Here is a 24,938-nt window from a genome sequence, read left to right on the forward strand (position 1 = left end):
TATTACCCCTTAATTCTGAATCCTTGGCCAACGACCGTTTCAATCAGCTTGTTAGGGAAGGGCTTATCGATTTTTTGCCTGAGTTGATAAAGCTGCACTTTTAAATTGTTACTTTCTGGTGTTTCATCCGGCCAAAGCTTCTCTTCGATTTCCATTCGGCTTACAACACCTGGGCTGCTACGCATCAGAAGCTCTAATAACTGCAAATTGATACGGGTGAGCGTGACTGCGTTTCCTCCTCGAGTCACACTCTTTCGTTCCAAATCTAAGACCAGATCCGCTACCGTCAGCTTTTTAGACTGGCTGCTTCGTCGTTTAGCCAGTGCTTTGACTCTCATTGCGAGCTCTTTCATTGCAAAGGGTTTTACCAGATAGTCGTCAGTGCCGGCATTAAAGCCGGCTTCTTTGTCCTCAAGGGTATCTTTTGCAGTGAGCATCAGGATAGGCATGTCTGCACCACTCTGACGAAGCTTTTCACACACAGTGAGCCCATCGATTTTTGGCAACATGAGATCCAGGAGGATCACATCGTAGTGATTGTCCTTCGCCAGGTTATAGCCGCTGTGACCATTGTATGCATGGTCACAACGAATGTTTTCAAACTTTAGATAGTCGGCAACAGATGAAGCGAGTTCTTTATCATCTTCAACCAGAAGTACATCAATAATGAGGTCGTCATTCATAAGCTGGCACCTTTATCGCTTCTTGTTCATTTTTATCGTCTTTTTGGCGAAAGAGATTCTTGATATCTTCATTCACCATGACCAGAGCAGGGATTAACAACAACGTTATTATAGTGGCAAACAGAATGCCATATCCCATTGAAGTGGCTGCGGGTATTAAAAACTGTGCCTGTGGCGACGTTTCGGTGAGTAGCGGCATCAAACCAAAGTAAGTTGTGGTTGAGGTGAGCAGAATCGCTCTGAGACGACCAGTACCGGATTCAAGTAGTGCATCCATAACGGTGAGCCCTGCTTCACGACCACTGTTGTATCTGGATATCAATAGCAAACTATCGTTAACCACTACGCCAGCGAGCGCAAGAATACCAAACAATGATAACAAGCTTACGGAGATGCCATGCAGCATATGGCCAAGCAACGCACCAATAATGCCAAATGGAATGGCAAACATGATGATAACTGGTTGCAAGTATGACTTAAGCGGCACCGCCAGTAGCGCATAAATGGCAATCAGCGCGATAACAAATACACTTTGCAGGGATTGAGTTATCTCTTGCTTCTCTTTCTCCTGACCAGAAATAGCAATTTCCAAATCACTGTATTCATTCTGTAGCTGAGTCAGAATACCAGCGTTAAGTTTCACCATGACTTCATCTGGAGAGGTGATTGCTTTATCAACATCCGCAGTTACTTGGTTCACTCGACTGTAGTCGATTCGCTCGATGCTTTTTGAAACATATCGGGTAGATATCGTTGCAACAGAAGTGAGAGGGACGATCTTCCCGTTTGCCAGACGGATATCAGCGTACTGCAGATCGGCCAGGTTTTCACGTCGGTTGTCTGGGTACTGAATTTTAACTTTTACTTCATTCTGGCCCTTTTGCAATCGCTGAATTTCATAGCCCTGATAAGCCAGTTTGAGCTGCTGCAATAACTCAGAGTTGGTCAGCCCCATAGCCAGTCCTTCAGGCTTAACATTAATATCGACCTGTGTTTGGGCAGCAGTCATGCCATTTTTTACACCAGAGACACCGTTGATTCTCTCCAGCTCACTGACCAGAGCTTTACCGGCAAGTTCGATAGTCTGATTGTTTTTGCTCCTCAGCTCTATACTGATATCTTTTTCACCAATCATATCAGCGTTAAAGTTGATGCTGTCTATGCCTTCGAGAGAAGGAAGCATGGATTCCCAGCGCTTAGCGATTTCAGTCGCGGCAAAAGGTCGTTGATTGTTCGCTGATAAGCCAGCGGTAATGGTTGCTGTCGTATCTGTGGTTTCAGTCAGCAGGTTCTGTATCGGATCGATACCAAGACCATATTCTTCAACAAGGTCTTGATTGAGTTGTTCGGCAAGGCGTTCAACTTTCAGAGCTTCATTGTGTACCAAACCATAGCCCGCATCGTCTTTAAATACGACGTTAACTTCGATGAAATCCATTGATATTTCGGGGAAGAAAACGACCTTTATCTTGCCTGAAGGCACGAAGCCTGCAATCAGCACGAAGAATGAGATAAAGAGTGCTAAAGCCGCGTAGCGATATTGGAGCGTCAACGCCAGGAAGGGTTTGTAGTAGTGATGGGTGAAGTAGTTTAACCCTGCAAGAACCTTGGTTTGAAACTTGTTCCAATAAGCACCAATACTTCTACCACTGCTGTTTGAATGCATGCGCACATGGGCCAGATGAGATGGCAGAATTAGCTTAGACTCAATCAGCGAAAAGAACAGGCAGAATGCCGAAGCGTAAGCAAACTGAGCAAAGATCTTACCGATATCACCCTCTACTAAGCTGATAGACATGAAGGCTACCATGGTGGTTAAAACACCGAATGTTGTTGGCGTCGCCACTCTCTGAGCACCCGCAATCGTGGACTCTATGCTGGCTCCTTTCTTTTCCCGTTCCTCGTAGATACTCTCTCCAATAACAACCGCATCATCGACAACGATACCCAGAGCCATAATAAAGCCAAAGGTTGTCATCTCGTTTAGTGTCATACCAAAGAAAGAATCTCCCATAAGAATCATGGCACCGGCAAAAATAACAGGCAGCCCCAATCCAACCCATAAAGCAACACGGATGTTTAAGAAGGTGGCGAGCAGAGCGATTACCAACAGCACACCCTGAAAACTGTTGTCCATAAGTAACGACAGTCGGTTTTTGATCGGCTCACTGCGATCGTTCCACAGTTCAATTTTTATTTCAGAAGGTAGTGATTTCTGAAACTCTTCGACAATCAAGCGGGTTTGCTCCGCAACATCGGTTACGTTGGATGAACCATACATCTTCACGTCCAAACCAACCGAAGGCTTGCTGTTGTATCTGGTTAGGGCGTTTTTGTTTGTGAAGTCATCTTTTACCACTGCAATATCAGACAACAAAATGATCTGGCCGTCTGGCATCTGTTTTACTGGTATGGTTGCAAAACCCTTGGCATCTTTCCTCTGTTGTTCTGTTTTGAGAACCAGAGTACCCCTTTCACCTTTTAGTTCACCTCCGGTATCGGTTATCGAGGCGGCACCTACTTTATTTGCCACTTCTGAAAGCGAAAGACCGAGCGCCTGTAGCTTGTTTTCATCCACCTGGATAGTGATTTCATCATCTCGACGACCGACATAATCCACTTTCTGAATGCTACTGTTTGCCAGTAATTTAGAACGAAGATCTTCGGCATATTGCTGAAGAACGCGGTCACTTACGTTTCCATATAAGTTAACTGAGATGGCTTCGTCAATTTCAACGGCTCGTTCGATAACCGGTTTTTCAGCGCGTTGAGGTAGGGTACCAATAGCATCTATCTTGTTCTTTATATCCTGATACAAGGTATCCAGATCGTAACTACTGGTTTTCGTTACCGTCATTGATACATCTTGTCCGGTAGAGCTACTCTGAATGCTCTTAATACCATCAACACCTTGCAACGCATCTTCAAGTTTTAATGCAATGCCTTCTTCAGCCGATTCCGCAGAACCACTATCAAAGCTGACTGTAATAGAGACGCTGTTTGGTGGTGTTGCCGGGAAACTCTCCGTTCTAAGGTTTGTAAGTGCGATAAGCCCGGTCACCAGAATCAGTATCATCAACAAGTTTGCAGCAACAGAGTTTCTTGCAAACCAGGCAATGATGCCCTGGTTTAGATTTCTGTTATCCATCCGTTCTGTCCTCGGTTGCAGTGACTTTCATGCCATCGATGTAGTGAGATAAAGGCTTCTTGACCAGGCTGATTTCTTTGTCGAGGTTACCCCGGGCGATACCAACTTCGTCTGCGTCTCTGAATAAGGCTACGGCTTTATGTTTAAACAGCTGGTTCTCTTTTTCGAACCAGATAAAACCATCTGCGGTGATTGACGACGAGGAAATGACATAGCTGTCAGGTATCGCTTTCCCTTGTAGGTGAACCACGACAAAGCTACCAAACAGCAGAGGAATGTCTTGTGACAATGGCGAGTCTATTTTGATGGTTAAAGTTCGGGTTCGGGTACTCTGGTCAATCACCAATGCGAGATCAGAGACGTAACCATTCCAATAAAATCCGCGGTTATTCGGTGAAGAGAGCTCGACCTGCAACGAACCTAGATCTGCTGGAAGTTGCTGCCACTCGCTTTCGGACAAAGCGATTTTCACTTCTGCCGTTTCAGAGGCTTTGAGCTCACCAATGGTCGCTCCCGGAGACACATAGCTGCCGTTTGTTACGCTACGAGACGTAATGACCGAATCGAATGGTGCATATACCCGAGTATTGGCCAGATTGGTTTCCGCATTTTTCACCGCTTTTTTAGCGGCGACATATTGGCTGCGAGCAATTTCGAGTTGCGGCTCTCTTAAAGCCAGTTTGCTCGGCTTTTCTGAGATCTCAGATCTTTTCCAATTGTCCTGTGCTCGCTGATGTTTTCTTTGCTCTTGTAACAGTGCAAGATGCGCGTCCGCCAACGTTTTCTTGGCGTTTGCCAGAGCAGCCTGATAGTCAGAATCTTCGATGCGAAGAAGAAGGGTTCCTTTCTTCACCAACTTACCGACTTTGAACTCTTCCGCTCTCCATATCACTCTGCCTGAAACATGGCCGAGAAGAGAAAGTGTTTCAGATGAGACAACCTCTCCATATCCTTCAATGATACTATTGTGAGTTCCAGACGACAGACGTTGTACGGTTACTCCGGGTAACACGATCTCATTTTTAGCAGTAACAGATTCAGGTTGATTGCTTATGGCGTAATCCGTATACATTACGGCAGCAGGGATCATCATTATTGCTAGTAAGCTAGCACTTAGCTTTTTCATATTGGTCTTTTTCACGGGTTATACTCCCATACCGAGAGCAAGGCCGAGTGTAATTCGATTGGAAAAGCGAGCTTGCTCTGTTTCTAATAGTTTGATTTTTGCCTGAAAGGCCGACTGTTTTGCTACCAGTAGAGACAGTACGCCGCTGGCACCATCCTGGTAGAGGTATTGATAGTTACGCATGCTTTCAAAAGAGTGCTTATAAGCTCTGCTTAAGTGATACTCCTGCGTCTTAAAAGAGGCTTCCTGATCAAATGCGTTTTCAACCTCTGTGAGTGCATTGAGCATGAGTTTCTGGTAATCGAGATACGCAATTTCCGCATCCAGCTCTGAGATTCTTGCACTGTTTTTCAGAGAGTCCCGATTGAAAATAGGCGCGGTAATCCCACCGATAAGATTCCATGCAGAAGAGCTGTCCAGCAGTTGGTTCATTGTCTCACCCGTTCTGCTTGCTGATGCGGTGAGCGTGAATTTCGGAAGCAACTCTTTGTAAGCAACCGAGGTCTTTTTATCGGCGGAGAGAATTCGCTGATAGGCCGCAATTAAATCTGGTCGAGAGCCAATGACATTTCCGGGTACCTGCACCGGTGGGGATGAAACAGTAACAGGCTCCAGAGCAAGATCTTCTAGATTGTCACTCGACTGCCCCCGCAAAACGTTGAGGTTTCGTATTGCAATGAGTTGACTCTGCTTTCTTGCAGCCAGTGTGGCTCGTACGTTCTCTGTAGAGGCTTTTGCTGTATCTAAGTCTGCCTGCTCTTTTTCACCATCGAGTACCTGTTCACGAATAATTTCCTCGGTATGGACTAAGCTGGTTACCCACTGCTCTTCAACAGCGATGATTTGAGCGCGGTAGTTGATGTCCAGCCACGCCTGAATCACACGGGCTGCAAGGGAGTTTCTGGCATACGTGTAATCAAGTTCGCTTGCTTTTGCAGTCGCAGACGCAGCATCAGACGCATCCGCAAGTCTGCCCCAGACATCTATCTCCCAGCTTAGGTTTAAGGAAAGAGTTTGAGAGTTTGCTATTGCTCCCTTTTTCGCTCTGCTTGCTTCATAGCTTGTGTTCAAGGAAGGATCTTCATTGATTTCTGCCTGCTGGTGAAGCAATCGGGACTGCTTTAGACGAGCAGCGGTTGTTCTCAAGTCATAGTTTGCAGTTAAAGCATCATCAACAATCTTTGATACCGATTCTTTGTCAACCAGTTGTAAGAGCTGATTAGCAAAATCACCGTTTACGAACTCCGATTTTTCTTGCCACTGCTCGGGTATCGTTACCTCGTTCGTTTTGGCTGCAAACTCTTGCTGAGCAGTAAGAGAGCTGCATCCTGCGAGTAACAGAAACATAGTCGCAACGACGACTTTCTTCGTTCTGCTTTTGTTGTTATACATAATTCACCTCAATCATTTGAATTGATTTATATCTTTTTCTGGGTGAATTGCAGGTGAAAGATAAGTGAGGGAAATGAAACTGGTGAACGAACGGTTTCGGAACTCCAACTAACGAGTTCTATGCATGATCTATACTTTTCAGATGACTTACCAACATCACTTTGGATATTTGTGTGTGTGGAAGACTAAACATTACAGACGACCCTTTCGCTCAGCTGGTTAGCGAGATAGTGGGGGTACCTTTTAGAACTAAGGCAAATAATGATTTAAGACCGACTGAATCAGTATCCGTATTCAGGGGAGAAGGAAGTACTCTTGGGCAGCAGGACTTATCGTGGGGGATTAAACCTGATTGGGCAAAGAGGGTCATTATCAACGCCCAGGCAGAATCAGTCGCGGTAAAGCCCACTTTTAGAAATGCTTTTCAGAGGAGTCGCGTCATTGTTCCTTGTTCTGGCTGGTATGAATGGTCCGCTATTGACGGTACTAAAAAGAAGTATCTTATTTCTGACCCGGAACATAAGCCGCTATTTATGGCAGGTATTGCTTTAGGCGATAAGCTCGTTACTTTGACTACAAAGCCAAATAAGCAGTACGCTGAGTATCATCACAGAATGCCTCTTCTTATACCGGGTGATGCTTTGCAGCTTTGGGTTCAAGAAGAGTCTGCTCTTGATATGTTGATGAGTGAGGGCAATGAAAAACACTTTGAAATACAAAAAATTTTGGATGATTAGGCGGTTAATAACGAACTATAGAAACGTTGGTAGTTGGTGTGAGCATGATAATAAGCGAATTTAAGAAAATCCTTTTCAGTTCATTTGTTGGCACAAATTGGAAAATAACTGAGTTCTGGGAACCTAAGGTAACACCGAACTTTTATGCTGCGAAGCTTGAAAATGGTGACTCGAGTGTTGTGATTTTATGCTCGGATGAAGGCGACTGGGCTCTTGCTGATGGCTATGAACCTAGTAGGTCTGATTTGAAATTTGTAGACCAAGCGTTTGTGGCTGAAAAGCTTCGTGAAACTTATGGCGTTCTAGTAATGGACGCAGGCACGTTAGATAGTCCTTTCAAGAATAGTTCCAGACTGTGTCAGTATGACGTCAAGCACTGGAAGCCAAGAACTGTCGGTGAAAGTTTATTTAATTGGTGGGATTAAATGCGGGCAGAGTTTTATGTATAGCCAGAAAAGATAAGAGCTGACAACCTTGCCAGCTCTTTAAATGCTTTTCGATTAAGCTGCTTTTCTTGAAACTTCGTGACGGTAAACGCGCATACCTGTTGTTGTGTTTTCATAAGCAGATATTTCGTTTAGGTAAGACCAAGCGTGCACATCAGTTTTAGTTTGCGCAGCAAGTCTTTCAATTACCGCGTCAATGTTGCGGCCAGCGTAGTCTTTCTTAGGAATAAAGATGTTCTTAATTACAGTTAGCATATTGGGCTCCTTATGTAACTAAATTACATTTAAGTTTGGAATAACTATAAACTAGAACATTAATGTGATCAAGATCTCGTAATAAAATTTCATAAAAATGTCATTATTGTAATTGGGTGATCAAAACAATAGGTGGGTAAATATCCAGGAGTTGAATTATGGCTGTTAACGCTACGCTGTTTTGATGCTAGATTCAGATGAAGCAATTGAGGTGTTTGAATCTGGTCTTATATACATGGAGGTATTTTGAGCAAAGTATATTTGTTTGATTGGGGCGACACATTAATGGTTGATTTCCCAGAAAAGGCAGGAAAAATGTGTGATTGGGACAAGGTACAAACGGTAGATGGTGCGCTTCAGGTGTTATCAGAGCTGTCGTTGGATCACTCCATTTATGTTGCAACAAATGCCGATGATTCTACTGAAAAGGATATTAAAGCGGCATTTGAAAGAGTTGGTCTGTCTCAATACATTGATGGGTACTTTTGCAAATCAAACCTTGGTGTTGGAAAAAGCAGCCCTGATTTTTATTTTAAGATCTCGGAGAAACTGCAAGTAAGCCCTGAGTCACTAGTTATGGTTGGAGATTCGTTGGAAAAAGATGTGAAACCTGCACTGACAGCAGGACTCGATGCATTTTGGTTCAATCCAACATCTATCGAAATAGAACCAAACCAAGTTAAGCAGATAAACAGCTTGGTTCAATTGTGCATTGAACGCAGTAACTGAACGTCGCTAATTAGATGGAGTCGTAAGCGTCTGTAGAGTTCTTTTTACTTATCGCAGCGTTATACATAATTACAAAACAACACAAGGAAAGTGTCATGGTCGTATATGGAGATTTGCAGTCTGGCAACTGCTTAAAAGTAAAAATGTTACTGTCATTTCTAGGGATTGATCACCAATGGAAGCATGTCAATATCCTGAACAGTGAAACCAAAACACCAGAGTTCTTGGCACTGAATCCGAATGGAAAGATTCCTACGGTTGTTCTGGATGATGGGCGTGTACTTAGCGAATCCAATGCAATTTTGGGTTATTTTGCAGAGGGCACTAGCTATCTACCTAAAGACAACTATCAAAAGGCAAAAGTGTATGAATGGCTTTTCTTTGAGCAGTATTCCCATGAGCCATACATTGCTGTAGCGCGATTTATCAAAAAGTATCAGGGTTTACCAGAGAGCCGTTTAGAGGAATATCAATCCTTACAATCAGGCGGTCACAAAGCACTTCAAATAATGGAACAACAGTTAGATAAATCGCCGTTTTTGGTGGGCGACAATATGACTATTGCAGATATTGCTTTGTACGCCTATACCCATGTAAGTGATGAAGGTGGTTTTGATTTAGAAAACTATCCAAAAATCCAGCGCTGGATTACATCAATTCATCGCATGGACGGTTATGTGGGAATGTCATAAGTGCGCAGAATGAACCGTATTAGAATGAGAGATAGATTGTGGAAGTAACAAAGAAAAAATTAAAAGAAGCGGCCGCTGAGAACATTATTTCTAATCAGCAGGCAGAGGCCCTTTATGAGTTTCTGGCGAATCGGTCTCAGGATGTTCCGAAGTTTTCTTTTACACATGTGCTTTACTATCTGGGTGGACTCCTTGCTATAGGTGCCATGACACTTTTCATGAATCTTGGCTGGGAATCTTTCGGAGGCGCCGGGATTGTTTTCGTCTCTCTTTCTTATGCCGTACTTGGTTTGTTTATTAGTAACTACTTTGCTGGTAAAAACCTAACGATTCCAGCCGGTATTTGTGCAACTTTTGTCGTTTGCTTAACCCCGTTGACGATTTACGGGTTACAACAGTGGCTCGGTTTTTGGCCTGATGAAAGTGTCTATCGTGATTACCATAGGTACATAAAGTGGAACTGGCTATATATGGAACTCGGTACACTGTTGGTAGGCGCGATCGTTGCCTGGAGGTACAAGTATCCATTTTTAATCATGCCTATTGCGGTAACACTTTGGTACATGACAATGGATATCACAGAGATGATTTCTGACGGAGACGTTACGTGGGCACTAAGGAAGTTAGTTTCGCTCTATTCAGGTCTGTTTATGATAGGTCTGGCGTTTTTGATTGATATTCGCTGGCATAAAAAAGCCGACTACGCTTATTGGATCTATATCTTTGGTGTGATTGCATTCTGGGGTGGCCTATCTTCGATGAACTCTGATAGCGAGATATCAAAGCTCATATACTTTGGCATTAACCTATTGATGATTGGCGTGGGCGTGCTTTTTGTGCGTAGAGTGTTTGTTGTTTTTGGTGCTCTTGGCGGTTGTGGTTATTTGGGGTATCTGGCATCGGATGTTTTTGAAGATAGTTGGTTGTTCCCTGCGGCTCTTGTCGCCATTGGACTTGGAATTATCTACCTTGGCGTACTTTGGCAAAGACATGAAAAAGAGATGGTTAAATGGTCACGATCATTTCTTCCTGTGGCGCTAAGAGAGATGTTGGAATCCAAGTCCTAATTTCTCGATAGAAAACCAGTATTTATAGTTGTTATATCACAGGAGAAAGAGTGGATTTAACGAAATATAAAGTAGAGCCATTGGCTTCGGAACATGTTCAGGAAGTCACGTCACTCTGGCGAACCTCAATGAGAGAAGCCGTTGGTATACAGCCAGTGCATTCATTCGAGTCACAGGCCTATTTTCTGGAACATATTCTTCCAAGCGATTTTCAGGTGGTTGTCGTTATCTGCAAGCACAAGCTTAACCCAGTTGCTTTTATGGCGAGCTCTAAAACCGGGGTAAGCCAGCTTTACGTATCACCAGACTTTCAAGGGCAGGGAATCGGTTCGTATTTGTTGAAGCTCGCTCAGAAGCAATCAAATGGGTCTCTTACTCTACGAACATTTGAAGTAAATAAGCAGGCGCAAAACTTCTACAAGTCACACGGGTTTGTTCTGTATGCGGGGAACAGTGACAATGAAGAAGGGCTCCTAGATTTAGAATGTAAGTGGGAAGGGCGTTAGCGTCAGTAATATATGGCTAATATAGATAATCTCTGATGTTGGTGGAATTAGTCGCCATTCGCTGGCGGGAAAAATTTCAAATGCTCACTTCCTCCCAATTTCGTGCATTGTGCAGCAAATACAAAGCAATCGAGTATTTGAATAGCTATTGAATTCATAGGTGCCTAAGATGACAAGTTCTAATGATTGCTATTGTATGGAGCGTATTAATGAGTCAATTTCCTGATGACGAAACTGGTGCCACACTTTATCAGTTTCAGCAACACGGATTCGATTTATCCAAGCCTTTAGAAATGGATTTCTTTGTCGCTGTGCCTTCTGAGGGCAAAGGAAATCTTGTCGCACTACAAGCAGATAAGCTTGGCTTCAATACTTGCGTTGAACAGGACGAAGAAACTAAGGAATGGACATGCTACTGCACAATGACTCTAGTGCCTAAATATTCCGAAGTGGTAAAAATTGAAGAACAATTAACGAAAATAGCTAAGCCATACGGGGGTTACGCTGATGGCTTTGGCTCCTACGGAAATGCATAGATATCGTAAACTCGTGTAATTTTAATGCGGTATGGACTGAGTACCTAATGCTCAAAAATGTCCAGTAGCTTTTAAAGACCGATTCAGGGAGCATGATCAACTCACCCCATATTTCCTCATGGTAAGCTCTAATCAACCTGAGAGAGGTTTTATGAAATTATTGTTTAAGTTTTTCTTTATAAGTATTTTTTATGTGACACCTGCATATACTCATGAAGTTATTGAATCACCAGAGCTACAAGAGGCTATGGGATGTAAATCAATGAGCTTAAGTAAAAGTGGGGAATTTTGTTTAAAGAGTATTGTTTTCGAAAAAGCATATAAGTTAGCTTTTTTTAATTTTGACTTGTACTTGGATATTGACACAGAAGACTTAAAGGATATTGGCGATGTATCGCTAGTGCTTATTACGCAGGTATCTACAATGGTTAATGAGCTATCTGCTGAAAGGTATGGTATTGAACCTTTATTGTTAAAGTGGGTAAAAAGCCCGCTTTATGAATCAAAAGATATAGTAGTGGTTTTTGATATTGTAAACAAAAACAAAAAATACACATCTTATTTCTTTCCAAGAAAAGCAGACAATGGAAAAATATTGTTTTTTAACGAAATATTAGTTGGTGAAATGGATGTGTTAACTACTTTTAAGGGTAATTGTCCAGAAAAGGATAAGGAGCTAATAAGCGAGAGTTTTTGTTTTAAATGAATACAGATTTAAAACAACCCTTCTTTGATACCAATAAGTCAAAAAATGAAAGTTGGCTTCTAGTTCTGACTGCATTTTGCATATCTAGCGGTTATTTTGCATAGAGTAAATTTTTGCCACAAACTAAGAGTGCAAGAAATTGTCCATTCTCTTTCACACTTAGCCATTTAAAAGTGCTTTGAACAATTTATCCCATTGAGAACAGTATGAAGTCTGTGACCTGAAAAGAAGGGAGCAAAATCTTAATACGGTATAAGTCCACCCTAAGTCCACGCTTAGAAATGGAAAACAAAAAAGCGGCTCGTAACTAAATGAAATATAAGAGTTAAATGCTATTTTACTTGCTCAAAAACGGCGAAACCCCGGATGTTGGTAGCATCCGGGGTTTCTAATTTTTAGATGTCTCGGTTGGTAAGGCCGATAATCTTTATGCAAAAGATATGGAGATTATCCTCCTAATTCCTTGGTAGGGAATTAGATGCGGATGAAGTCCATGTGTTCAACTTTTGGCTTGAACGCGTGACGCTGTACGTCTTGTGGCTTAACCTTAACTTCTGCGCCGTCGATCACTAGAGTGATGCCTTCGTAGAATTCTGGCTTATCCATTTGGTTGATTACGTCATCGTGGTTTAGTGCGATAGATACTGGCGCTGCTTCACCACCGTAAACGATTGCTGGGAATTGGCCAGCGTGACGTAGGCGGCGGCTCGCACCCTTACCTAGTTCAGTACGTACTACTGCTTCAAATTTCATAGTATTTACTCTCAAATTAGTAAAAATTAAACGTCATTAACTGCATAGCGACCTAGCTGTTAATGGAAAACACTTTGTTGATAAAAGTTAATACCAGCAAAGTGAGCGCGGATACTACCACTCTTAGAGTTTTGGGGCAATAGAATCAGCGACAAATATACAATTTAGTACAGTTTAATTTGTAAAATACAGCCAATGAGCGAATTCTTAATGATCTTTGAGTTCATCATCAAAAATCCGGTCTCTTAACTTCCAGAAACGGCCTGATTTTCTTGCGATTATAAACTGAGGAAGACGGAAACGATGCTGATTATTTACGACCTTAGTGGCTGATGATTCAGAAAAAGGTCGGTGACGATCAGCAAGATGTGAACGAACAAACTGTTTATAAAAGCGCTCTTTCTGCTTTTTAGTATTAAGTGTCCAAAACTCATGAACTTGTGCGTTGTTGTCGCCGATATATGTCACTTTAAGTTGATTTTTTCCGCTGGCATCCTTGTGCGTATCCAACTGCATATCGCGGCATTCGAATACCAGCGCATCCTTGAGGTTGAGGGCATCTCGCAGCTTTTTGTCAGGGTCCACCAATGTAGCGTCGCACTCATGGCAGATTCTGGCGGCTATATCATTATCGGCCCCACAGTCGTTGCAGTACTTAGCCCTAAACCTGTATCCGCAATGTTCGCGTGTACCGTCTTCTTCATCTTCAAAATATCCCTGACATCGGCGTCCGTAATGTTCCAGGAGGAAACCATTCCCATCCAGCTTTCCCCAAAAGTTATTATTGAAACCACAAGCAGGGCAGGGGATTGTGACAATGTCACTTTTTGAATCTGGCTTTGGATCTCCGACTTCTGGTTGGTAGAGGTCGTAGTTGTTTCCAGCGTAATCGAGAACCAGACACTCTTCTTTCCCATCAGATAGGCGCAGACCCCGGCCGATGATTTGTTGATAGAGGCTTATGGACTCGGTTGGGCGCAATATCGCAATCAGATCAACGTGTGGTGCATCAAAACCTGTGGTTAAGACAGATACGTTAACCAGATACTTAATTTTACGTTCTTTGAACTGCCGGATTATCGTGTCACGTTCTTGCGTGTGAGTCTCCCCAATGACAATATCCGCTTCACTTTCAGGCAAAAGGGACAAGATTTCCTGCGCGTGCCTTACCGTTGCTGCAAAGATCATAATGCCTTGTTTGTCTTTGCTTAACTGCTTGATCTGCTCGACTATTTGAGGTGTTGCTCTCTTAGAGTTTTCAATAACCAGATCCAGTTCGGCTTCTTTATATCGCCCTGTATTGGCAGGCTTGAGCTGGGAAAAGTCGTAACTCAAGACAGGGGCGTCGATCATTCTTGCGGGTGTCAAAAAGCCTTCATCTAGTAAGTACCGAATAGGCAGTTCGAAAATGCAGTCGCGAAAAAATCGTGAATCCTCACTGCGCACTTGTCCTCTGGTGTGGTACTGATATATCCACCCCATTCCTAATCGATAAGGTGTTGCAGTGAGTCCCAGAATTTTAATTCCCGGATTGAGTTCTTTTAAGTGGCTAATTACTTTCTGGTAGCTGCTTTTCGGTTCGTCGGGTACGCGGTGGCACTCATCGATCACCAAAAGAGAGAACTGATTTGCAAAGGCATCCAGGTTACGCACAACCGACTGAACAGATGCGAACACAACCTGCTGGTCGGTCTCTTTGCGTCCTAGTCCTGCAGAAAAGATGGAACCGGTTAAACCGTAGCCTTCGTATTTTTCGTGGTTTTGTTCAACCAGTTCTTTTACATGTGCAAGTACAAGTACCCGGCCTTTTGCTAATCTAGCCAGTTCAGCAATAACCAGGCTTTTACCTGCTCCCGTCGGTAATACGATCACCGCAGGAGTGGAATGCTTACGGAAATAGTGAACAACGGCTTTAACCGAATCAGCTTGGTAGGGTCTTAATGTGTACATAGAGAGAAAGTGTGAAATAGCTCAACTTATTCTTAAATTGGTCCTATAATACATGACCCTAAAAGAAGAGGTAATCATGAGACTAGATAAATTCCTGTGTGATGCATTAGGTGCAACCCGAAAAGAAGCGACAAAAATCATTAAAAGTGGTGATGTGACGGTTAATGATGCCGTTCAGAAGAGTGGGGCATTTAAAGTTACAGAGGAGTGTGTCGTTGAGTGGCAAGGGAGAGAAATCACCCATAAGGGCCCTCGTTATATCATGCTCTTTAAGCCGGAAGGATTTGTCTGTTCTCATGAAGATGGTTTTAATCACACCGCTTTTGTTCTGCTGGACGAAGTGAAGATGGAGAACCTTCACTTTGCGGGAAGATTGGATGTGGATACTACTGGTCTGGTTTTGATTACTGATGATGGAAAGTGGTCACACAGAATCACTTCACCTAAACACAAATGTGAAAAGACTTATCGAGTGTGGTTAGTTGATCCGGTGCAGGATGATTATCAGGAAAAGTTCGAACAGGGCATCGAGCTTAGAAATGAACGTGAACCAACGCTACCTGCAAAGCTTGAGATCGTGGATGAGCACGAAGTTGTACTGACGATTACAGAAGGTAAGTACCATCAGGTTAAGCGCATGTTTGCGGCACTAGGGAACAAAGTCGAGGCGCTACACCGTGAGAGAATTGGTGATATTGAGCTCGATGAAGATCTGGAGCCGGGCGAATATCGTTACCTGACGGAAGAAGAAGTTAATTCAGTCTGGACCTGATAGTTTTCTGACATTAATTCACGGTTGATATATTAGACTAACGCTTCTTCCCTGAGCGTTTCCTTTTCTATTTTATTCTGTATGCAGTTTGCACTGCATTTATAGGGGCTTATGACAAATTCAAATGCCACACAACTCAGTTTTCTGATGTTTGTGATCCTTGGTGCCATCGGTGCCTTAACTCCACTCGCAATAGATATGTATCTACCTGCGATGCCTTCTATTGCTAAAGAGCTGGGAGTAGAGGCGGGTGCTGTTCAAATTACATTAACCACGTATACCGCTGGCTTTGCAATAGGCCAGTTATTGCATGGCCCGCTCTCGGATAGCTATGGCCGTCGTCCGATTTTGATTGTCGGTATTATTCTGTTCGCTATAGGCTCAGTGGTTTGTGCAACAACAACGGATATCGAATCGCTAAAATACGTTCGTGCAGCACAAGGTTTTGCTGGTGCAGCAGCGGCCGTCATTATACAGGCTGTTATTCGCGATATGTTCGACAAAGAAGACTTTGCCCGAACTATGTCGTTTGTGACGCTTGTTGTTATGGTGGCACCTCTAATCGCACCAATGTTAGGTGGACATTTAGCAGAGTGGTTTGGCTGGCGTTCTATATTCTGGGTGCTGGCGATTTTTTCAGGTGTCGTTATTCTGGCTGTACTTTGGAAGATTCCAGAGACGCTAGCGAAAGAAAACCGTCAACCATTGCGCCTTAAAACGACACTACAGAACTACATGCGTCTTTTTACCAACCCTGTTGCATTTGGTTTGATGTTTGCTGGTGGGTTTTCTTTCGCTGGTATGTTCGCATTCCTGACCGCTGGTTCTTTTGTATATATTGATATCTATGGCGTAGCGCCTTCTGACTTCGGCTACCTGTTTGGATTAAACATTGTCTGTCTGACTTTGATGACAACGATCAATGGTCGGGTGGTCAAGAAGTTTGGCTCTAAATGGATGCTTAGCTTCGCTATTTCTATGCAGCTGATAGCGGGTATAGGTCTGTTTTTTGGTTGGCTGGCAGATATTGGTTTATGGGGCATCGTGCCGTTCGTTATGATTTATATCGGTATGATGTCTACCGTAGGTAGTAATGCAATGGCGTTGCTGCTTTCGAATTACCCATCAATGGCGGGGACTGCGTCATCGCTCGCGGGTACACTTAGATTTGGCACGGGTTCAATTATCGGTGCTATCGTAGCGGCATTGCCGAGCCATTCGGCATGGCCTATGATTTTGGTTATGACACTTTGTGCTGTTGCATCAGCGCTGTTTTATTGGTTTATGGGAAGAAAAGTATAATGTCGGTTTATAGTGTTGAGCTGCAAAAATTGGTGAATTCTGCTCTGGATGAGTTAGAAACAGAGCATAAGAAAGGCAAGCTCGCGAACACGCCTGTAAGCAACACGCATTTTTTGGTTCGATGGGTAACAAGAAGTCTGAAAACACAACGCTTTCCTCGTATCGTGGGTGACGACCTTACACGCTGGCAAAAAGCAGGAAGAAGCAAAGGTACAGAGTCTGATTTGTTGTTCACCTTTCGTAGTATCTCTCAGTTTTATGGCCACTTCCTTCCTATCTCTGGAGAGGCGAAACCAATCAAAGATAAAGACATTGAATCCTTCCTTGAATTGATGGAAGAAAATAATTGGGGCGTTAGTACTGAGTTCGATCTTTCTGAAAAAATACAAGTGTTTACTGAAGGTGAAAACTCTCTATTGTTATGCTCGCGTCAATGTGATGAGTGCTTTTCTGATGCAGATGAAAATGGGCATGAGACAATGGTAAAACCTATGAGCTTTTATGTTCGGGGTAATCATGCTGCATTTGTTAACTTAGCAGCAAAGGCTGGTTTTTTAGTCCATAAAAGAACAGGTTATAAGTCTGTAGTGAAATATCACGGAGAGTATCTTGTTTACCCTAATAATCAAGGTTCGCAACTGGCGGAAATCCCAATCGGATTTAAGCCAGAAGATTATTAAGCACAGAGTATGTTAAGCGAGCTTATTGGCTCGCTTTTTTACAAATGGCTTTCACCATACCTTTAAAGATAAATAGGTGAGCTGGCATCATAGCAAACCAATATAGCAGCCCTCTGAACCCTTGAGGGTGCCACCAGGCGCGAACATCCAGCTCTCGGTAATCACCATGGTCGACAACAGAGCATTCTAATCTTCCCAGTCCAGGAGCTTTCATACCAAACAGTAGGGAAAGGAACTTGTTGTTTTCATAACGAATGACTTTCCAGGAGTCGATGTGGTCACCGATTTTAAGTTCAGGCCCAGCCGGACTTCTTCTGACTGGTATTCCTCCGCCAACAAACAGGTCCAGCCATTCTCTCGTGCGCCATAAAGAGTTTGCAAAGAAGTAGCCTTCTTCTCTGCTGCCTATCTTTTCAATGACTGACCAGAGCTCTTCCTTGGTTAGCTTTGTTTCTATGGTTGCTCCGGCATCTTTAGGGTAATAACCATAGCCTGCCTGCCAACGATCCAGTGCGGCTGGATCGAATCCCCATACATTGCTACGGATAAATTTGCCTTCTTGGCTAATAGAATTGGATACAGCATCTTCGTACGAGATTAGGGTTTGCGGGTATCGTGCGCGGATTTTTTGAGAGTCTGCAACATAGTCATGATCAAGTCCGGCCAGTAACGCTTTGCCTATCGTCGAAGGGACAGATGTAACAATTCCCAGCCAATAGGATGCCATTTTAGGTGTCAGTAGTGGGGTGGACCATAAACGAAATGGGCGACCAGTGGCAGTGCATATGGATTTAAACTGTTCACGATAGCTCAAAATATCAGGACCACCTACTTCGTAATAAGTATGATCGCTTGGGCTCTCATTAAGCAGTGAGAGCAGATAATGGTTCAGGTTTTTCAGTGCTATTGGGTTGGCTTTTGAATCAACCCACTTAGGTGCAATCAAAATGGGGAGGTTGTATACAAAGTCCTTCATGATTTCGAAAGCAGCAGAACCGGGGCCAATAATGACGCCTGCTCGAAGTTCGGTAACAGGAACGGGTGTTTGACGAATAATTTCGCCTGTTTTCTTGCGCGCCTGCAGATGTTCGGAGTTGCCGGTCTGTGGCTGAATGGCACTAAGGTAGATTACGTGTTTTACACCACTGTCGATAAGGGCGTGTTTAAAGTTGATTGCTAGTGACAGTTCGTACTCAAGAAAGTCATGTCCGTGGGCCATACCATGAACCAGAAAGTAGACCAAGTCGTGACCTTTGACGACTTCCTGGGTTCGTTCTCTGTCTACAAGATCCAGATAGGTAATGTTGAGGTTGTCATGAGGAGCAACCCTGGCCTTAAGATAATCTATGTTACGGGAAGCAGCGGTTACCTGATGGCCAAGTGAGAGTAACTGTGGAATAAGTTGCGAACCAACATAACCAGAGGCACCTAATACTAAGATTTTCTTATAGTTATCCATAAACAGATCATATCCATATGATGATATTTATTCTAAAATTGACGTAACCGCAGATTGAAGACTTCCCTCCTCATGTTGAAGGGCCAACCAATCGATTTATCATCTTGCTGAGGCTCTAATGAGAAACACCTTATCACAAGCTTATAGCTATACAAAAGGTGACTTTTTACGTCGCTTGATCGCTATCGCTCTTCCTATCGCATTGCAAAACCTGATGTTTTCTAGTCGTGGGCTTGTTGATGTTTTAATGCTCGGACAGTTGGGTGAAGCGGATGTTGCTGCGGTGGGTGTCGCTAGCCGGGCCATGTTTGTTACCACCATTATGCTGGTGGGTGTAAACATGGGAGGTGCATTATTAACTGCTCAGTATTGGGGAGCAGGAGATAAAAAGGGAGTAAAGGAAAGTACGGCTCTCACCTGGGTGATCGCCAACAGTTTTGCGGTTTTAACGGTTATTGGCTTCTTTTTCTTCGCCGAATCAATAATGGGGTTAGCCACTGATTCTAAAGAAGTTATTGCGCTTGGTAGTGATTATATTGTTATCTCTTCTTTTAGCATGATTGCGGTTGCATGTATAAGCAGTATGGCCGTTGGTTTAAGAGCGATGCATCAGCCAGGAGTCAGTACGTTCTTCAGTGGGATAGGGATTCTCTCTAATGTGTTCTTAAACTGGGTACTTATCTTCGGTAACCTTGGTATGCCTGCAATGGGTATTAAAGGAGCGGCAATAGCGACGGTGTTGAGCGGTGTTATTGAAGTGGCGTGCGTATATAGTTTTATCTATGCGAAAAAACACTTGCTGGCGTTTGGTACGAACGAGCTATCGGCAATATTCGATACTGAAAAAGTGTCTCGGTTTTTAAAATTATCTCTCCCAACAACGTTTAACTTTTTCGCCTGGGCTGCGGGAATATTCTCTTATCATGCTTTGATGGGACAAACAGGGGTGCAAGGTCTCGCTGCTCTTTCGGTTATGACTCCCGTAGATCAAATCAGTTTTAGTTTTCTGATAGGTACGTCAAATGCCGCAGCGGTTTTGACCGGGAATAGCATCGGAGCCAAAAAGTATGAAGCCGTCTACTATCAAGCCATCGGCTTGCTATTGCTGAGTATTATTGTAGGTATCGCAGTATCCATATTGCTTTATTTAGTGCAGGGGCCAATTTTGAGTGCGTTCACTGCACTAACACCCGAGACGAGGGCTTTGGCCGATAAGTTTATCCTAATTTTATGTGCGGGGATGGTTATTCGATCTATACCTATTACCCTTGTTGTAGGAGTGTTACGAGCTGGTGGTGATGTTAAATACTGTCTATATCAGGACCTTACAACTCAGTGGTTGATAGGCATACCCTTAACAGCGATTGCGGCGATCGTTTTTGGGGCCCCGGCAGAGGTGGTATACGCCATGTTTTTGATTGAAGAAGTCATAAAATGCTTCACTTGTATCAACAGACTTCGCAGCAAAAAGTGGATAGTCAATCTAATTGAAAAATAAGTAAATTTATTTGATAGATTGCAAGATTAGTTGATAAAAAACGGACATAAATCATTCAAATTTACTCCATGTAGGTAAATAGTGTGATCAACTATTCAAAACGCTTCCGAATTGTGTGATTTTAGTGTAGATTCACAGACCCAATTTTTTAATTGCGAGTGAGCTCATTAATGTTAAAACTATCTGACCTTAGTAAAGGATATCTCGATGGCGGAGAATTCCATCCAGTACTACAAGGGGCAGGATTAGTTTTACAACAAGGTGAGCAGCTGGCGCTGATGGGTGAGAGTGGTTCTGGTAAGAGTACTCTGCTTAATATCATCGCGGGCTTAGATGTCGCAGACTCCGGTGAGATCTGGTTCCCCAACTTTGCCATGCACGATTGCAAAGAGGTTGAGCGTACTGCGTATCGTCGCAATAACATCGGTCATATCTTTCAGCAGTACAACCTGCTTCCCACTTTGAATGTCGCTGATAACATTCGCTTTTGTCGTCAGCTAAAAGGTATGCCGGAAGATAAAGGACTTTGGCGTCAGATTTTATCTGCGCTTGACCTGATGCCTTTGTTAGGTCGATATCCAGAAGAAGTGTCGGGTGGACAACAGCAGCGAGCGGCAATTGCCAGAGCGCTTTATATGGAACCAAACCTTTTACTGGCGGATGAGCCAACAGGTAGCCTTGATGAGCGTAATGCGGAAGCGGTGATGCGTTTGTTGACTTCTTTGTCTCGTCAGCTGGATTGTACTTTGCTACTGGTGACGCACAGTGAAAAAGTAGCCAATCATATGAGTGGTTGCGTGCGACTGCAAGGAGGACAGCTGCATGTTATGGCCCGTAGTTAAAGCACTACTTGGGCATTATCGGCGGCATCCTCTTCAAATCCTGCTTGTATTACTGGGGTTAACGCTCGGCATATCCATTTTTGTTGGTGTGGAAGCCGTGAACCAGCACGCCAAGCAAAGTTACATAGACGGAGAACGACTGTTTTCCGATCCGCTTACTTACACAATTCGATCAAAGCACAACGCCAACAAGATTCCTCAAGGTTTTTATATCCAGCTTAGACGGGAAGGCTTTCATCAGTGTGTTCCTTTAGACACCCATAGGGTTGAAACAGCTAACGGTAACGACCTCACGATAGTAGGATTGGATTCTGTTGCAATGCTGAACCTTATCGGAGTAGATGACTTTTCGGCATTGGCACTGGCGCAACCACCATATCCGCTAATGCTTAGTACAGAGCTGGCTTCCTATCTTTCAGTGAAAGACGGTGACTTTCTTCAACTGAATAATGGTTCGCAGTTAGGACCTATTGTAATTGATCAGTCCGGTTTATTAACGGGAACGCGAATTATTGGGGATATCGCTAAGCTAAGGGAACTGAAAAGAACGGGCGGCTTCTCAGCGATTAACTGTGGTGCGATGCCGAAACTCAAGTTTGACCGATTAAAGAGTATGTTACCGAATGGATTGACGGTAACCAGAAACTCAACTGCGGAGCTAAACTCTCTTACTCAGGCTTTCCATATGAACTTGAGTGCGATGGGTATGCTCGCGTTTTTGGTTGGCTTGTTTATTTTCTATCAGGCGATGTCGCTTTCATTTGTACAGAGACAACCTCTGGTCGGCATTTTGCGACAGACTGGTGTTTCAGGTTGGCACCTGGCAAAAGCGTTGACCATTGAACTTACATTCCTGATCTTGTTTGGCTGGTTGTTCGGAAACTTGTTCGGACTGTTATTAGCAAACAAACTTATTCCAACCGTTTCTACCACACTGGCGGATCTCTATGATGCTGACGTTGGTTTGATGATTCAATGGAGTTGGGAGTGGAGCTTAAACAGCCTACTTATGGCTGTTGTGGGCGCTATGGCTGCTTGCACATGGCCTATGATTCGCCTTCTGAAATCGCAACCTATCCGCCTTACTGCCAGATTATCTTTGGTCCGTTTTGCTGGTAAGGAATTCTTTTGGCAGGCTCTTATTTCAGTTTTTCTGGCCGCTGTCGCTCTGGCTTTTTATAACAGTGAACCTTCACCCGAAACGGGCTTTACCTTAATTGGCCTAATGATGGTGAGTACAGCACTAATAGTCCCTTTTATCGTTTTCCAGCTATTTAACTGGCTTTCTTACACGCTACGTTGGGTCAAAGTTAGATGGTTTTTTGCCGATGCGGCCGCGAGCATGAGCTATCGTGGTGTTGCTCTAATGGCATTTATGTTGGCGATGTCAGCGAATATTGCAGTTGAAACTTTAGTAGGCAGCTTCAGAGAGACCACTGACAAGTGGTTAACAACGAGACTTGCTGCGGATCTTTATATTCATCCTACGAACAACTCGGCTGCACGGGTAAGCAATTGGCTACGTCAGCAAGATGAAGTTGGAACTGTTTGGTGGCGTTGGGAAGAAGAGTTTATGACCACTGGCGGAACTCTGCAGGTGGTGAGTTCCGGTAGCAGTTCAGGTGAAAGGGATTCGATCCCAATGAAGCTTGCTATTCCTAATTACTGGTATCGCCTGCATGATACGAAAAGTATTTTAGTCAGTGAGTCTATGGCGTTAAAACAGAACATCAGGCCAGGAGACTATATATCATTTAACGAGCCGCTTCGAAGAGGTTGGTTGGTTGCAGGTGTTTATTACGACTACGGAAACCCGTATAACCAGATCATGATGTCTCACCAGAGTTGGTTACAGATATTTTCCGGACAGGGAAATGTTGGTTTAGGGGTACACCTTGAAGATGGCGTTGATGCAAACGCATTGGTTAGAAAGCTAAGCTCCCACTTCCACCTTTCTGAAGAGCGTGTTTTAAATAACACGAATATTCACAATCAAGCGATGAGAGTATTTGACCGCACGTTTGTTATTGCTGACACATTGGGTGATTTGACACTGGTTATTGCCGTATTTGGCTTGTTCTTCTCTACGGTTGCCGGGGAAGTCTCTAAGCAGAGGCAAGTTGCACTGTTGCGATGTTTTGGTATTTCAGGAAAAGAGCTTGTCTCTTTGAGCAGCCTGCAGCTGATGATGTTTGGTGCTATATCTGCATTGGTGGCTCTGCCTCTTGGTTATGCCGTTGCGAAAGTCATGGTTAATGTCGGTCTCAAGCATTCATTTGGCTGGAGCATGTCATTGTATGTTATCCCATGGGAATACATTGAAACCTTTACCTGGACAATGGCTGCATTAATCGTCGCGGGGGCTGTACCTGTGATAGGTATGATCAAGCGCTCTCCGATGAAGTCATTGAGAGATGCGCTTTAGTATGAAGATCCTTGCCAAATACAAGTATGTCTGGGTAGCTATTGTACTGCTGGCAATTGCTGCAGTGAGTTTTTACAGCTTCTATAACGAATCTGAACCAGCGAAAGCACAAGATTTACAAGCACTTTTTAACCGAAAAAAGATGGCGGTCTATGAGCCAGTATTGCCAAATCAGCCTGTAAGATTGCCAGACGATTTTCGTTTTCATCCTGAGTTTGAACATGAATGGTGGCGTTACGTCGCTAACCTTAAAGACGCTTATGGTAAATCTTATAGTGTCCAATGGTTCTTTTTTCGGGTTGCAACGGATGAGCGGAAAGAAAATGGGTGGCGCAACCCTCAGTTATACAATGCACAGGTCGTGGTTACGTCTGAAGAAAACACCTGGCGTCAGCAACGACTGGCTCGCGGTGGTATAGGGCAGGCAGGTTTTGGTACGCGTCCATTCAGACTTTGGCTGGACAACTGGAGCTGGCGATCAATAGGCAAATCTCCGTTGCCTGGAAAGCTTAATGTTGAAACAGATACCTTCTCCGTCAAATTAAACTCCTTTGCGAAAGGTCCGTATGTGCTTTCAGGAGAGAATGGATATACACAAAAACACGATCTTTTACCGCTCGCCTCGTACAGTGTTCATGCTCCATTTGTAAAAGTAATGGGAGAACTGATTCTGGATGGTGAAACCATACCTGTAACCGGTACGGGTTGGCTGGATAAAGAGTGGGGAAGTGAGCTACTTGATCAGCCACAGGCGTCAGCAAACATTACTCTGAACTTAAGTGACTCCATGTCACTTTCGATTCAACGAACTAAGATTCAGAATCATGTTGCCTACACAAATGGGACGTTGGCGACCAATAGCGGCTTTGTGACAAACTTGTCTGACAAGCAAATACACGTAAGTGCTGAAGAACTTGTTCCATTGAGAAATGGCAAAGTGTTACCACTGGTTTGGTCCATCAAGGTACCCGACTACGATATTGACGTAACGATCCAGCCATTAGAAGTAGAGCAGTGGCATCCATTTATTATCCAGTACTGGGAAGGCTCTGTAGAGGCAGTGAACAAACCTGGAATCCAAGGTTTCATGCAACTGTCAGGGTACTAACGTCATTATTAACTCTGTTTTTTATTCTCTAAAAGCGCGCTAATTGCTAATTTATCGCGCTTTTTTACATTTCTAAACAATGTAAATACTGCATTTAATTCCAATCACCGACTAAACTTCATTCAG

Annotated in this window: 23 protein-coding genes; 15 read left to right on the forward strand and 8 right to left on the reverse strand. The window is 43.6% G+C overall.

Annotated features, from left to right (window positions below; genetic code table 11):
- Nucleotides 1–2: 2 nt before the first annotated feature.
- From SNR28_RS16535 to SNR28_RS16550, 4 genes are read right to left on the reverse strand one after another with little or no spacing between them, the layout of a single operon-like run.
- Entirely contained in the window at nucleotides 3–683 is a 681-nt protein-coding gene (locus SNR28_RS16535) for a response regulator transcription factor (protein WP_375753766.1), read from the reverse strand.
- Nucleotides 676–3,831 carry an efflux RND transporter permease subunit gene (locus SNR28_RS16540; RefSeq protein ID WP_375753767.1) on the reverse strand — a complete coding sequence of 1,052 codons (3,156 nt, stop codon included), beginning with the start codon at nucleotides 3,829–3,831 and terminating at the stop codon, nucleotides 676–678. Before SNR28_RS16540 ends, SNR28_RS16535 begins: the two co-directional genes overlap by 8 nt.
- A complete protein-coding gene (locus tag SNR28_RS16545) occupies nucleotides 3,824–4,972 on the reverse strand; it encodes an efflux RND transporter periplasmic adaptor subunit (protein WP_375753768.1) in 1,149 nt (382 codons plus the stop codon). Before SNR28_RS16545 ends, SNR28_RS16540 begins: the two co-directional genes overlap by 8 nt.
- 3 nt (nucleotides 4,973–4,975) lie before the next feature.
- On the reverse strand, nucleotides 4,976–6,349 hold the full coding sequence (locus tag SNR28_RS16550; protein ID WP_375753769.1) for a TolC family protein: 1,374 nt from the start codon (nucleotides 6,347–6,349) through the stop codon (nucleotides 4,976–4,978).
- A gap of 173 nt (nucleotides 6,350–6,522) precedes the next feature.
- On the opposite strand from SNR28_RS16550, the gene SNR28_RS16555 reads away from it, so the two are divergent.
- Nucleotides 6,523–7,086, forward strand: coding sequence for an SOS response-associated peptidase (locus SNR28_RS16555; RefSeq protein ID WP_375753770.1), 564 nt, complete (start codon nucleotides 6,523–6,525; stop codon nucleotides 7,084–7,086).
- 44 nt (nucleotides 7,087–7,130) lie between these two features.
- A complete protein-coding gene (locus SNR28_RS16560) occupies nucleotides 7,131–7,511 on the forward strand; it encodes a hypothetical protein (RefSeq protein WP_375753771.1) in 381 nt (126 codons plus the stop codon).
- Nucleotides 7,512–7,586: 75 nt separating this feature from the next.
- Here SNR28_RS16560 and SNR28_RS16565 read toward each other — a convergent pair whose 3' ends face one another.
- On the reverse strand, nucleotides 7,587–7,787 hold the full coding sequence (locus tag SNR28_RS16565) for a hypothetical protein (RefSeq protein ID WP_375753772.1): 201 nt from the start codon (nucleotides 7,785–7,787) through the stop codon (nucleotides 7,587–7,589).
- 285 nt (nucleotides 7,788–8,072) lie between these two features.
- On the opposite strand from SNR28_RS16565, the gene SNR28_RS16570 reads away from it, so the two are divergent.
- From SNR28_RS16570 to SNR28_RS16595, 6 genes are all read left to right on the forward strand, one after another.
- Nucleotides 8,073–8,516 carry an HAD family hydrolase gene (locus SNR28_RS16570; protein ID WP_375754105.1) on the forward strand — a complete coding sequence of 148 codons (444 nt, stop codon included), beginning with the start codon at nucleotides 8,073–8,075 and terminating at the stop codon, nucleotides 8,514–8,516.
- Nucleotides 8,517–8,611: 95 nt separating this feature from the next.
- The gene (locus tag SNR28_RS16575; protein WP_375753773.1) at nucleotides 8,612–9,208 is read left to right on the forward strand and encodes a glutathione S-transferase family protein; all 597 of its coding nucleotides are present in this window, start codon (nucleotides 8,612–8,614) and stop codon (nucleotides 9,206–9,208) included.
- A 38-nt stretch (nucleotides 9,209–9,246) separates the two neighbouring features.
- Complete coding sequence (locus SNR28_RS16580; protein WP_375753774.1) at nucleotides 9,247–10,275, forward strand: hypothetical protein; 1,029 nt, start codon at nucleotides 9,247–9,249, stop codon at nucleotides 10,273–10,275.
- A gap of 50 nt (nucleotides 10,276–10,325) precedes the next feature.
- Nucleotides 10,326–10,781, forward strand: a complete 456-nt coding sequence (locus SNR28_RS16585) for a GNAT family N-acetyltransferase (protein ID WP_375753775.1) — start codon at nucleotides 10,326–10,328, stop codon at nucleotides 10,779–10,781.
- A 209-nt stretch (nucleotides 10,782–10,990) separates the two neighbouring features.
- The gene (locus tag SNR28_RS16590; RefSeq protein WP_375753776.1) at nucleotides 10,991–11,317 is read left to right on the forward strand and encodes a ribonuclease E inhibitor RraB; all 327 of its coding nucleotides are present in this window, start codon (nucleotides 10,991–10,993) and stop codon (nucleotides 11,315–11,317) included.
- A 151-nt stretch (nucleotides 11,318–11,468) separates the two neighbouring features.
- Entirely contained in the window at nucleotides 11,469–12,023 is a 555-nt protein-coding gene (locus tag SNR28_RS16595) for a hypothetical protein (RefSeq protein ID WP_375753777.1), read from the forward strand.
- A gap of 474 nt (nucleotides 12,024–12,497) precedes the next feature.
- Here SNR28_RS16595 and rplY read toward each other — a convergent pair whose 3' ends face one another.
- Together rplY and SNR28_RS16605 are read right to left on the reverse strand one after the other, a co-directional pair.
- Nucleotides 12,498–12,776: a 50S ribosomal protein L25 gene (gene rplY, locus SNR28_RS16600; protein WP_375753778.1), complete on the reverse strand. Its 279-nt coding sequence runs from the start codon at nucleotides 12,774–12,776 to the stop codon at nucleotides 12,498–12,500.
- Nucleotides 12,777–12,983: 207 nt separating this feature from the next.
- Nucleotides 12,984–14,726: a DEAD/DEAH box helicase gene (locus SNR28_RS16605; protein WP_375753779.1), complete on the reverse strand. Its 1,743-nt coding sequence runs from the start codon at nucleotides 14,724–14,726 to the stop codon at nucleotides 12,984–12,986.
- A 76-nt stretch (nucleotides 14,727–14,802) separates the two neighbouring features.
- Here SNR28_RS16605 and rsuA point away from each other — a divergent pair, with 76 nt between their 5' ends.
- The 3 genes from rsuA to SNR28_RS16620 all read left to right on the forward strand — a co-directional run bounded on the left by rsuA (nucleotide 14,803) and on the right by SNR28_RS16620 (nucleotide 17,480).
- Complete coding sequence (gene rsuA / locus SNR28_RS16610) at nucleotides 14,803–15,498, forward strand: 16S rRNA pseudouridine(516) synthase RsuA (protein ID WP_375753780.1); 696 nt, start codon at nucleotides 14,803–14,805, stop codon at nucleotides 15,496–15,498.
- Nucleotides 15,499–15,609: 111 nt separating this feature from the next.
- Nucleotides 15,610–16,800 carry a Bcr/CflA family multidrug efflux MFS transporter gene (locus SNR28_RS16615; RefSeq protein ID WP_375753781.1) on the forward strand — a complete coding sequence of 397 codons (1,191 nt, stop codon included), beginning with the start codon at nucleotides 15,610–15,612 and terminating at the stop codon, nucleotides 16,798–16,800.
- Nucleotides 16,800–17,480: a DUF2913 family protein gene (locus SNR28_RS16620; protein ID WP_375753782.1), complete on the forward strand. Its 681-nt coding sequence runs from the start codon at nucleotides 16,800–16,802 to the stop codon at nucleotides 17,478–17,480. The genes SNR28_RS16615 and SNR28_RS16620 overlap by 1 nt, the downstream gene beginning before the upstream one ends.
- Nucleotides 17,481–17,502: 22 nt before the next feature.
- Here SNR28_RS16620 and SNR28_RS16625 read toward each other — a convergent pair whose 3' ends face one another.
- The gene (locus SNR28_RS16625; RefSeq protein ID WP_375753783.1) at nucleotides 17,503–18,939 is read right to left on the reverse strand and encodes a DUF2867 domain-containing protein; all 1,437 of its coding nucleotides are present in this window, start codon (nucleotides 18,937–18,939) and stop codon (nucleotides 17,503–17,505) included.
- 118 nt (nucleotides 18,940–19,057) lie between these two features.
- Here SNR28_RS16625 and SNR28_RS16630 point away from each other — a divergent pair, with 118 nt between their 5' ends.
- From SNR28_RS16630 to SNR28_RS16645, 4 genes are all read left to right on the forward strand, one after another.
- Complete coding sequence (locus tag SNR28_RS16630) at nucleotides 19,058–20,437, forward strand: MATE family efflux transporter (RefSeq protein WP_375753784.1); 1,380 nt, start codon at nucleotides 19,058–19,060, stop codon at nucleotides 20,435–20,437.
- A 170-nt stretch (nucleotides 20,438–20,607) separates the two neighbouring features.
- Nucleotides 20,608–21,279, forward strand: a complete 672-nt coding sequence (locus SNR28_RS16635; protein ID WP_375753785.1) for an ABC transporter ATP-binding protein — start codon at nucleotides 20,608–20,610, stop codon at nucleotides 21,277–21,279.
- Nucleotides 21,260–23,704, forward strand: coding sequence for an ABC transporter permease (locus tag SNR28_RS16640; protein ID WP_375753786.1), 2,445 nt, complete (start codon nucleotides 21,260–21,262; stop codon nucleotides 23,702–23,704). The genes SNR28_RS16635 and SNR28_RS16640 overlap by 20 nt, the downstream gene beginning before the upstream one ends.
- The gene (locus SNR28_RS16645) at nucleotides 23,694–24,812 is read left to right on the forward strand and encodes a lipocalin-like domain-containing protein (protein WP_375753787.1); all 1,119 of its coding nucleotides are present in this window, start codon (nucleotides 23,694–23,696) and stop codon (nucleotides 24,810–24,812) included. Before SNR28_RS16640 ends, SNR28_RS16645 begins: the two co-directional genes overlap by 11 nt.
- Nucleotides 24,813–24,938 lie beyond the last annotated feature (126 nt).

Source organism: Vibrio iocasae, from assembly GCF_042245395.1.
In the GTDB taxonomy this organism is placed as follows: domain Bacteria; phylum Pseudomonadota; class Gammaproteobacteria; order Enterobacterales; family Vibrionaceae; genus Vibrio; species Vibrio iocasae.